The organism is Mycobacterium sp. TH-M25, from assembly GCF_057473665.1.
In genome coordinates this window covers 1-9,321 of the sequence record NZ_JBYCLA010000071.1, presented here as the reverse complement: position 1 = coordinate 9,321, position 9,321 = coordinate 1, and the positions used below count along the sequence as shown (strand labels likewise).

At 65.4% G+C, this 9,321-nt stretch carries 12 protein-coding genes; 5 read left to right on the top strand and 7 right to left on the bottom strand.

Features of this window, described 5'->3' with window-relative positions; all coding sequences use genetic code 11:
• Positions 1-5 precede the first annotated feature (5 nt).
• The 7 genes from rplQ to infA all read right to left on the bottom strand — a co-directional run bounded on the left by rplQ (position 6) and on the right by infA (position 3,730).
• Entirely contained in the window at positions 6-530 is a 525-nt protein-coding gene (gene rplQ, locus AC2VOU_RS02625) for a 50S ribosomal protein L17 (protein ID WP_486955958.1), read from the bottom strand.
• Positions 531-604: 74 nt separating this feature from the next.
• Positions 605-1,651 (bottom strand): DNA-directed RNA polymerase subunit alpha, encoded by a 1,047-nt coding sequence (locus AC2VOU_RS02620; RefSeq protein WP_486941376.1) that lies wholly within the window; start codon positions 1,649-1,651, stop codon positions 605-607.
• A gap of 79 nt (positions 1,652-1,730) precedes the next feature.
• A complete protein-coding gene (gene rpsD / locus AC2VOU_RS02615; RefSeq protein WP_486941377.1) occupies positions 1,731-2,336 on the bottom strand; it encodes a 30S ribosomal protein S4 in 606 nt (201 codons plus the stop codon).
• Positions 2,337-2,351: 15 nt separating this feature from the next.
• Positions 2,352-2,771, bottom strand: a complete 420-nt coding sequence (gene rpsK / locus AC2VOU_RS02610) for a 30S ribosomal protein S11 (protein WP_486955957.1) — start codon at positions 2,769-2,771, stop codon at positions 2,352-2,354.
• Positions 2,772-2,775: 4 nt separating this feature from the next.
• Positions 2,776-3,150, bottom strand: a complete 375-nt coding sequence (gene rpsM, locus AC2VOU_RS02605) for a 30S ribosomal protein S13 (protein WP_486955956.1) — start codon at positions 3,148-3,150, stop codon at positions 2,776-2,778.
• A 193-nt stretch (positions 3,151-3,343) separates the two neighbouring features.
• Positions 3,344-3,457: a 50S ribosomal protein L36 gene (gene rpmJ / locus AC2VOU_RS02600; RefSeq protein ID WP_003879483.1), complete on the bottom strand. Its 114-nt coding sequence runs from the start codon at positions 3,455-3,457 to the stop codon at positions 3,344-3,346.
• A gap of 51 nt (positions 3,458-3,508) precedes the next feature.
• Positions 3,509-3,730 carry a translation initiation factor IF-1 gene (gene infA, locus AC2VOU_RS02595; protein WP_003418601.1) on the bottom strand — a complete coding sequence of 74 codons (222 nt, stop codon included), beginning with the start codon at positions 3,728-3,730 and terminating at the stop codon, positions 3,509-3,511.
• A 250-nt stretch (positions 3,731-3,980) separates the two neighbouring features.
• Between infA and AC2VOU_RS02590 the strand changes: the two genes are divergently transcribed.
• The 5 genes from AC2VOU_RS02590 to AC2VOU_RS02570 form a co-directional block, all read left to right on the top strand.
• Positions 3,981-5,651, top strand: a complete 1,671-nt coding sequence (locus tag AC2VOU_RS02590; RefSeq protein ID WP_486955955.1) for an NAD(P)/FAD-dependent oxidoreductase — start codon at positions 3,981-3,983, stop codon at positions 5,649-5,651.
• Positions 5,652-5,655: 4 nt separating this feature from the next.
• Entirely contained in the window at positions 5,656-7,170 is a 1,515-nt protein-coding gene (locus AC2VOU_RS02585) for an ATP-binding protein (RefSeq protein ID WP_486955954.1), read from the top strand.
• Positions 7,171-7,234: 64 nt separating this feature from the next.
• The gene (locus AC2VOU_RS02580) at positions 7,235-8,086 is read left to right on the top strand and encodes an LLM class F420-dependent oxidoreductase (RefSeq protein WP_486955953.1); all 852 of its coding nucleotides are present in this window, start codon (positions 7,235-7,237) and stop codon (positions 8,084-8,086) included.
• A gap of 20 nt (positions 8,087-8,106) precedes the next feature.
• Positions 8,107-8,970 carry an LLM class F420-dependent oxidoreductase gene (locus AC2VOU_RS02575; protein WP_486955952.1) on the top strand — a complete coding sequence of 288 codons (864 nt, stop codon included), beginning with the start codon at positions 8,107-8,109 and terminating at the stop codon, positions 8,968-8,970.
• Between the two features lie 22 nt (positions 8,971-8,992).
• On the top strand, positions 8,993-9,321 hold a 329-nt coding region (locus AC2VOU_RS02570), incomplete at its 3' end, for a GDP-mannose 4,6-dehydratase (protein ID WP_486955951.1).

Below are 9,321 nucleotides of genomic sequence, written 5' to 3'. Positions count from 1 at the left end.
ACAGATCAGGACTCGTCCGCGTCCCCTGCTTCGACTTCTTCGACTTCTTCGGCTTCGGCCTTGACCTCGTCGGCCTCGTCGGCTTTCGGCTCTTCGGCTTTCGGCTCTTCGACCTTGGCGGCGGCTTTCGACGCGCCGACCCGACGGGCGCGGTCGGCCTCAGAGGTCACGGTCTTCTCTTGCACCAGTTCGATGACCGCCATCGGGGCGTTGTCGCCCTTGCGGCTCTCTACTTTGATGATGCGGGTGTAGCCACCGTTGCGGTCGGCGAAGTGCGGCCCGATCTCGGCGAACAGGGCGTGCACCACATCCTTGTCGCGGATCTTCTTGAGCACCTCACGCCGGTTGTGCAGCGTGCCCTTCTTGGCGTGGGTGATCAGCTTCTCGGCGTAGGGCCGAAGCGCCCGCGCCTTGGGCTCGGTGGTCTTGATCCGGCCGTGCTCGAACAGCGCCGTCGCCAAGTTGGCCAGGATCGCCTTCTGGTGCGCTGACGACCCGCCGAGGCGAGGACCCTTGGTGGGTTTGGGCATTTCGACTTCTCCTAAATGGGGCCGACCCCCGTATCAGGTAGGGCCGGGACGGCACTCTTGCGAGCAGTTGGGTCTTAGAGCTGTTCGGTTTCGGCGTAGTCCTGGTCGTCGTAGGCGGCGGCCTCAGCGGACCACGTGCCGGTGGCGACGTCATAACCGGCAACCTCCGACGGATCGAAGCTGGCCGGGCTGTCCTTGAGCGACAGGCCCAACTGGTGCAGCTTGACCTTCACCTCGTCGATGGACTTCTGACCGAAGTTGCGGATGTCGAGCAGGTCGGACTCGGTGCGCGAGACCAACTCGCCGACGGTGTGCACGCCTTCGCGCTTGAGGCAGTTGTAGGAGCGCACGGTCAGGTCCAGGTCGTCGATCGGCAGTGCGAACGACGCGATGTGGTCGGCCTCGGCCGGTGACGGGCCGATCTCGATGCCCTCGGCTTCGACGTTGAGTTCGCGTGCCAGACCGAACAATTCGACCAGGGTCTTACCGGCGGACGCCAGCGCGTCGCGGGGTCCGATCGAGCTCTTGGTCTCGACGTCGAGGATCAGCTTGTCGAAGTCGGTGCGCTGCTCGACACGGGTCGCGTCCACCTTGTAGGTGACCTTGAGCACCGGCGAGTAGATGGAATCGACCGGGATGCGGCCGATTTCGGCGCCCGATGCCTTGTTCTGCACGGCCGGAACGTATCCGCGGCCACGCTCGACGACCAGCTCGATCTCAAGCTTGCCCTTGTCGTTCAGGGTCGCGATGTGCATCTCCGGGTTGTGCACGGTGACGCCCGAAGGTGGCACGATGTCGCCCGCGGTGACATCGCCCGGACCCTGCTTACGCAGGTACATGGTCACCGGCTCGTCCTCTTCGGAGGACACCACCAGGCTCTTGAGGTTCAAGATGATGTCGGTGACGTCTTCCTTGACGCCCGGCACGGTGGTGAACTCGTGCAGCACACCGTCGATGCGGATGCTGGTGACCGCGGCGCCCGGGATCGAGGACAGCAGCGTGCGCCGCAGCGAGTTGCCCAGCGTGTAGCCGAAGCCCGGCTCCAACGGCTCGATGACGAACTGCGAACGGCTGTCGCTGATGACCTCTTCGGACAAGGTGGGTCGCTGTGAAATCAGCATGGTGTTTCTCTATCTCCTTCTCGGCACCCGCTATTTGATGCCGTTTGGGTTTCTGGCCGCCGCGAATGCGGCGCCAGAGCTACTTCGAGTAGTACTCGACGATCAGCTGCTCGGTGAGCGGCACTTCGATCTGAGCACGCTCGGGTAGTTGGTGGATCAGGATGCGCTGCTGCTCGCCGACCACCTGGATCCAGCTGGGGATCGGACGGTCACCGGAGGTCTCGCGGGCGATCTGGAACGGCACGGTGTTCAGCGACTTGCCCTTGATGTCGATGATGTCGTACTGCGACACCCGGTAGCTGGGGATGGTCACCTTGACGCCGTTGACCGTGAAGTGCCCGTGGCTGACCAGCTGACGGGCCATCCGACGGGTCCGGGCGATCCCGGAGCGGTACACGACGTTGTCGAGCCGGCTTTCCAGGATCTGCAGCAGCTCGTCACCGGTCTTGCCGGGGCGGCCGGCCGCTTCTGCGTAATAGCGGCGGAACTGCTTTTCCATGACGCCGTAGGTAAAGCGGGCCTTCTGCTTCTCCTGCAGCTGCTGGCGGTATTCGCTCTCCTTGATCCGCGCGCGGCCGTGCTGGCCGGGCGGGTAGGGGCGCTTCTCGAAGGACTGATCCCCACCGACGAGGTCGACGCCGAGACGGCGCGACTTGCGGGTCATGGGTCCGGTGTAACGAGCCATGTCTTTCTATCTCCTCTAGACCCGGCGCCGCTTGGGCGGACGGCAGCCGTTGTGCGGCTGCGGTGTGACGTCGGAAATGGCGCCGACCTCGAGGCCGGCGGCCTGCAGCGACCGGATCGCGGTCTCGCGGCCCGAACCCGGGCCCTTGACGAACACGTCGACCTTTTTCACGCCGTGCTCTTGGGCCTTGCGGGCGGCGTTCTCGGCGGCCAGCTGTGCGGCGAACGGAGTCGACTTACGCGACCCCTTGAAGCCGACGTGACCCGACGATGCCCACGCCAGGACGTTGCCCTGCAGGTCGGTGATCGTCACGATCGTGTTGTTGAACGTGCTCTTGATGTGCGCGGCGCCGGGCGGGACGTTTTTCTTGTCCCGGCGCCGGGTCTTTTGACCCTTCTTCGCGGAAGCCTGCCCAGGCTTTTTGGTTGGGGGCATGGTTTTACCTGGCCTTCTTCTTGCCGGCGATGGTGCGCTTGGGGCCCTTGCGGGTGCGCGCATTGGTCTTGGTGCGCTGACCGCGCACTGGCAGGCCGCGGCGGTGCCGAAGGCCCTGGTAGCAGCCGATCTCAATCTTGCGGCGGATGTCGGCCTGCACCTCACGGCGCAGGTCACCCTCGACCTTGAGGTTGCGTTCGATGTAGTCGCGCATCTGGGTCACCTGATCGTCGGTGAGGTCCTTGGTGCGCAGATCTTTGTCGATCCCGGTCGCGGCCAGGATTTCGTTGGAGCGGGTTCGGCCGATGCCGAAGATGTAGGTCAGCGCGACCTCCATGCGCTTGTCGCGCGGGAGGTCGACGCCCATCAATCGAGCCATGGGATGGCATTCCTTCTCTATGCGGAGGTCTCAATTCCCAGCCCGTTCCCTGGCGCAGAAACTAACTCGCTGCTCCGGGGTCCGGCCTCCGTTCCGGACGTGACTGAGCGGCCCATCTGGAAAAGATTTCAGCCGATCAGTGGTGCTGGGAGGTCTGTATGCAGTTGTCGTGATCTGATTGTGGGTGCTGTTTCTAGCCCTGGCGCTGCTTGTGGCGCGGATCAGAGCAGATCACCATGACCCGTCCATGCCGACGGATCACCCTGCACTTGTCGCAGATCGGCTTGACGCTCGGGTTCACCTTCACGGCTGTTTTCGATCCTGTTCTGTCTTCTCGTCGGTTGCGGTGTTCGGGCTTTTACTTATAGCGGTACACGATGCGGCCCCGGGACAGGTCGTAGGGAGACAACTCCACCACCACCCGGTCCTCGGGCAGGATGCGGATGTAATGCTGCCGCATTTTGCCGCTGATGTGGGCAAGCACCTTGTGGCCGTTTTCCAGCTCAATGCGGAACATCGCATTGGGCAGGGGCTCGACCACGCGGCCCTCGACCTCGATGGCGCCGTCCTTCTTGGCCATGACTTCTCTTCGAGTCCTCGTCTTTTCGTTTCGTTGCTGCTGAGCCCGTACCGGCGCAGCATGCACCGGCCCTACAACGTGAGCCAGTGACAGGAAATTCCTAAGACAGGGCACGCGAGAAACCAGCGCGATGAAGCACCGTTGCTCCACGATACCCGCTCACACGTGCTGGCCAAAATCGCTGGCAGAGCACCCGGCAGCGCCATCGTCGGCGCACGCGCCGGCTCTGACAAGCGCATACTTGACGCCAATGACCAACCGCGCACATACCGACGCCGTCTCACGCAAGCCGGTCATGCTGACCGTCGACGACGATCCCGCGGTGTCCCGGGCCGTCGCCCGCGATCTGCGTCGCCGTTACGGCGACGCCAACCGCATCCTCCGGGCGGAATCGGGCCCCGACGCGCTCAACACCCTCAAACAGCTCAAGCTGCGCGGTGAGACGGTCGCGATGCTGGTCGCCGACTACCGGATGCCACACCTGACCGGTATCGAGTTTCTCGAAGCGGCGATGGACCTCTACCCGGCCGCCAAGCGGGTGCTGCTCACCGCCTACGCCGACACCCATGCCGCGATCGACGCGATCAACGTCGTCGACCTGGACCATTACCTGCTCAAACCGTGGGATCCGCCCGAAGAGAAGCTCTACCCCGTCATCGACGAACTCTTGGAGGCCTGGCGGCGGACCCCGGAGCGCCCGACTCCGCACACCAAGTTGATCGGGCATCGCTGGCACGCGCGGTCGTGGGAGACCCGCAATTTTCTGGTCCGCAACGGCCTGCACTACACGTGGTTCGAGGCCGATCAACCCGACGGTGAACAACTCCTGCTGGCTGCCGGCGAAGACGGCAAGCGGCTACCGGTCGTCGTCACCGAGAAGGGCGACCCGCTGATCGAACCGAGCGACGCCGAGCTGGCCCACACCCTGGGCCTGACGACCACGCCGTCGCAGGACTTCTACGATCTGATCGTGGTCGGCGGCGGGCCGGCCGGCCTGGCCGCCGCCGTGTACGGCGCGTCGGAGGGTCTGCACACGGTGTTGATCGAATCGACCGCAACGGGCGGGCAGGCCGGCCAGAGTTCGAAGATCGAGAACTACCTGGGCTTTCCCGACGGGGTGTCCGGCGACCAATTGGCCACCCGAGCCCGCCGACAGGCCGAGAAATTCGGCGCCGAACTCATCACCACCCGGACAGCCGTCGCCCTGGAGGTGAGCGGCGCCAAGCGCACCGTGCGGTTCGACGACGCCAGCTCCATCGACGGGCGCGCGATCATCGTCGCCACCGGTGTCGCCTACAACCAGTTGACGGCCGAGGGCTGCGCCGCGCTGTCCGGGCGCGGCGTCTACTACGGAGCCTCGGTCGCCGCGGAGTGCGAAGGCGAAGAGGTCTACGTCATCGGCGGGGCGAACTCCGCCGGCCAGGCGGCCATGCACCTGTCCAGCCGGGCGAAATCGGTGACGATCCTGGTGCGCGGGCCGTCGTTGGAAGCATCCATGTCGCACTACCTGATCCAGCAGATCCAAGCCCGGCCCAACATCCACGTCCGCACCTGCACCGAAGTGCACTGCGCCACCGGCGATGAGCACCTCGAGACCCTCACGCTGATCGACAACCGGAGCGGCACCACCGAGGACGTCAACTGCGGCCGGATGTTCATCTTCATCGGCGCGGCACCGCGAACCGACTGGCTCGACGGTGTGCTGGCCCGCGACGTACACGGCTTCATCCTCACCGGCCCGGATCTGCGCAACGTCTGCGGCTGGTCACTGGACCGGCCGCCACACCATCTGGAGACCAGCGTGCCGGGCGTCTTCGTGGCCGGCGACGTGCGGTCCGAGTCCGCGAAGCGGGTCGCGGCAGCGGTCGGAGAGGGGTCGATGGCGGTCATGCTGGCGCACCGTTATCTGGCGGAGTCTTAAGGTCATGGCTCCGACAACTGGCTGTGACGCAGACGAACTGCGCACGCTGTTCCTCTTCGAACAGCTCAGCGACGAACAGCTCGCGACGCTGTGCGCCGTCGGGCAGATCGACCACTTTGAACCGGGCCCGCTGTTCGTCGAGGGCGAGCCGGCCACCTGTTTCTACGTGCTCATCGAGGGCGAGCTGGCGATGTCCAAGCTCTCCGGTGGCCAGGACATCGAAACCAACCGGACCTCGCACCGCGGCGTGTATTGCGGTGCGTGGCAGGCGTTCACCGGCGAAAAGCAGCAGCTCTACACCGCATCGGTACACGTGACCAAGCCGTCGCGGTTTTTCGTGATGGACGCCCCGGCGTTCGCCGCGTTCATGCAAGACCAGTTCCCGATGGCGGTTCATCTGCTCGACGGCATCGCCGTCGGTACCGAGCGAACCCGTCGGCTGATCGACAATCGCGAAAAGCTGCTGGCGCTCGGCCAGCTGTCGGCGGGACTCACTCATCAGCTGAACAACCCGGCGGCCGCCATCGCCCGCGCGACCCAGGAATTGCGCGGTCGCATCTCCAACATGCGCGGCAAGCTGGCGATGCTGGCCGACGGCACCGTGAGCCCGGAGACGCTGAATGCGTTGGTCAGACTGCAAGATGCCGTCGCCGAGCAGGTGGCCAAGTCGCCGTCGGTGCATCTAAACGCGATCGAGACATCGGACCGCGAAGACGCGGTGGCCGACTGGCTGGACGACCACGGCATCGACGGCGGATGGGACATCGCGCCAGACTTCGTCGAAGGTGGCATCGATACCGATTGGCTTGAGCGTATCGCCGCGACCGCCGCCGATCTGGAAGCGTCGACGTCGTTGGGTTTGGCGATCCAGTGGATCAGGTACACGATTGCGAGCGAGCTGCTGATGAATCAGCTTGTCGAAGCGAGCCAACGTATTTCGGCGCTGGTGGCCGACGCCAAGCAGTACTCGCAGCTGGATCGCGCCCCCTTCCAGGTGGCCGACGTCCACGACCTGCTGAAGAGCACCGTCACCATGTTCGCCGATCGACTGGGCAAGGACGGCACCGCTCAGATCAAGGTGGCCAAGGAATTCGATCGCACCCTTCCGCGAATACCTTGTTATCCAGGCGATCTCAACCAGGTGTGGACGAACATCATCGACAACGCGATCGCGGCGATGCGGACCGCGGGCGGCACGCTGACCATCCGCACCTGCCGCGAGGCCAATGAGATGTTGCGCGTGGAGATTGCCGACACCGGTCCGGGCATCCCCGAAGACGTGCTCGAGCGCATCTTCGAGCCGTTCTTCACCACCAAGCCGGTGGGCGAGGGCACCGGGCTGGGCCTGGACCTGGCCTGGAAGATCGTCGTCAAAAAACACCATGGCGACCTGCGGGTCGAGTCGGCGCCTGGCGACACCCGATTCATCGTCTTGCTGCCGCTGGAGCTGCCGCCGGTGGTCGATGTGGCGCTCCCCCAGGATGGCGAGGACACCGCCGAGGAAGGCGCGCGGCCGTAAGCCCGGCGCCGCCCCCAAGGCCAAATCCGGAATACCGCCGGGCGATCAGTAGGTTGGAGCCACCATGACCGATTCTGGGGCGCAGAAGCCCAATCTCGGCCGGTTCGGGTCATTCGGACGCGGCGTCACGCCTGAACAAGCCAGAGACATCGAGGCCCTGGGCTACGGGGCGGTCTGGGTCGGCGGCTCGCCGCCCGCCGAGCTGGACTGGGTCGAGCCCATCCTGGAGGCGACGACGACGCTGCAGGTGGCTACCGGCATCGTCAACATCTGGTCGGCGCCGGCCCGGCCGGTCGCCGAGTCGTTCCATCGCATCGACCGCGCCTATCCCGGCCGCTTCCTGCTCGGCATCGGCGTCGGGCATCCCGAGGCGGTGTCCGAATATCGCAAGCCCTACGACGCGCTGGCGGAGTACCTCGATCAACTCGACGAATGCGGCGTCCCCGCCGACCGCCGGGTGGTCGCGGCGTTGGGACCGCAGGTGCTCAGGTTGTCGGCGCGCCGCAGTGCGGGCGCGCACCCGTATCTGACCACGCCGGAGCACACCGCGCAGGCCCGCACGTTGATCGGCCCGTCAGCGTTCCTGGCCCCCGAGCACAAGGCGGTGCTCACCACCGACGCGGAGCAGGCGCGTGCCGTCGCCCGCAAAGTGCTGCCGGTGTACTTCAACCTGGCCAACTACCGCAACAACTGGAAGCGGCTCGGCTTTTCCGAGGAAGAGACGACTTTCCCGGGCAGCGATCGCCTGATCGACGCGCTAGTGGCATACGGCAGCCCGGCGGCCATCGCTGCGCGGCTCACCGAGCATCTGGACGCCGGCGCCGACCACGTGCCCGTGCAAATCCTGACCAAAGATGAAAACCTGGTGTCGGCGCTGGCCGAGCTCGCAGGCCCGCTGGGACTGACACCGGCCTGACAACCCACAGGGGGAACTCGATGAGCGAGGGCGTATCACTCAAACCCGACTTGGGTCGATACGGCGTGTGGCTTCCCAGTCGTTCCGTCAGCCCCGGCGTGGCGAAACAGATCGAGGCGCTGGGCTACGGCGCGGTCTGGGTGGGCGGCTCCCCCGACGCCGACCTCAGCTGGGTCGAGCCCGCCCTGGCGGAGACCTCGACACTGCAGCTGGCGACCGGGATCGTCAACATCTGGGCCTCGCCGGCCACCGACGTCGCCGAATCCTTTCATCGCATCGAAAAGGCTTACCCAGGAAGGTTTTTGCTCGGTATCGGAGTCGGGCACCCCGAGCACACTGACGTCTACCAGAAGCCCTACGACGCACTGGTGGAATATCTCGACGTGCTCGACGGCGCTTCGGTGCCCACCAGTCGGCGGGTGCTCGCGGCACTGGGCCCCAAGGTGCTGGCCCTCTCGGCGGAGCGCAGCGCCGGCGCTCATCCGTACCTGACGACTCCAGAGCACACCGCGCAGGCGCACGAACTCCTGGGCAACACGGTGTTCCTTGCTCCCGAACACAAGGTCGTGCTGACCCAGAACGCCGGCGAGGCCCACGAAATCGGTCGCCGGACCGTTGAGTTCTATCTGGATCTGAGCAACTACGTGAATAATTGGCGTCGGCTCGGGTTCACCGACTCCGATGTGCGTAAGCCCGGTAGCGACAAGCTGATTGACGCCGTGGTCGCCTACGGCACAGCGGAGCAAGTGGCAGCGCGCCTCAACGAGCATGTGGATTCCGGCGCCGATCATGTGGCGATCCAGGTGTTGGGCGGACCCGACGGAAAGCTGCTGGGCGCGCTGGAAGCACTGGCCGGACCGCTGGGGTTGACGCCTGCCGGCTGAGGGCAGGTCTAAGGTTTGCTCCATGCGAATGCTGGTTACCGGTGGCGCTGGCTTCATCGGTGCCAATTTCGTGCACCGCACTGTGCGCGCCCACCCAGCCGACACGGTGACGGTGCTGGACGCGATGACCTACGCGGGCAGTCGCGAGTCGCTGGCGCCCGTCTCGGAGCACATCACATTGGTGCAAGGCGACATCACTGACGCGGATCTGGTTGGCGAGTTGGTCGCCGAATCCGACGCCGTCGTGCACTTTGCCGCCGAAACGCATGTCGACAACGGCTTGGCCGATCCCGCGCCGTTCCTGCACGCCAATGTCGTCGGGACGTTCACGATCTTGGAGGCGGTGCGCCG

Excerpts from the sequence above, each read along its gene's own strand:
- rplQ (WP_486955958.1), bottom strand. The coding sequence starts at position 530 with ATGCCCAAACCCACCAAGGGTCCTCGCCTCGGCGGGTCGTCAGCGCAC.
- AC2VOU_RS02620 (WP_486941376.1), bottom strand. The coding sequence starts at position 1,651 with ATGCTGATTTCACAGCGACCCACCTTGTCCGAAGAGGTCATCAGCGAC.
- rpsD (WP_486941377.1), bottom strand. The coding sequence starts at position 2,336 with ATGGCTCGTTACACCGGACCCATGACCCGCAAGTCGCGCCGTCTCGGC.
- rpsK (WP_486955957.1), bottom strand. The coding sequence starts at position 2,771 with ATGCCCCCAACCAAAAAGCCTGGGCAGGCTTCCGCGAAGAAGGGTCAA.
- rpsM (WP_486955956.1), bottom strand. The coding sequence starts at position 3,150 with ATGGCTCGATTGATGGGCGTCGACCTCCCGCGCGACAAGCGCATGGAG.
- infA (WP_003418601.1), bottom strand. The coding sequence starts at position 3,730 with ATGGCCAAGAAGGACGGCGCCATCGAGGTCGAGGGCCGCGTGGTCGAG.
- AC2VOU_RS02590 (WP_486955955.1), top strand. The coding sequence starts at position 3,981 with ATGACCAACCGCGCACATACCGACGCCGTCTCACGCAAGCCGGTCATG.
- AC2VOU_RS02585 (WP_486955954.1), top strand. The coding sequence starts at position 5,656 with ATGGCTCCGACAACTGGCTGTGACGCAGACGAACTGCGCACGCTGTTC.
- AC2VOU_RS02580 (WP_486955953.1), top strand. The coding sequence starts at position 7,235 with ATGACCGATTCTGGGGCGCAGAAGCCCAATCTCGGCCGGTTCGGGTCA.
- AC2VOU_RS02575 (WP_486955952.1), top strand. The coding sequence starts at position 8,107 with ATGAGCGAGGGCGTATCACTCAAACCCGACTTGGGTCGATACGGCGTG.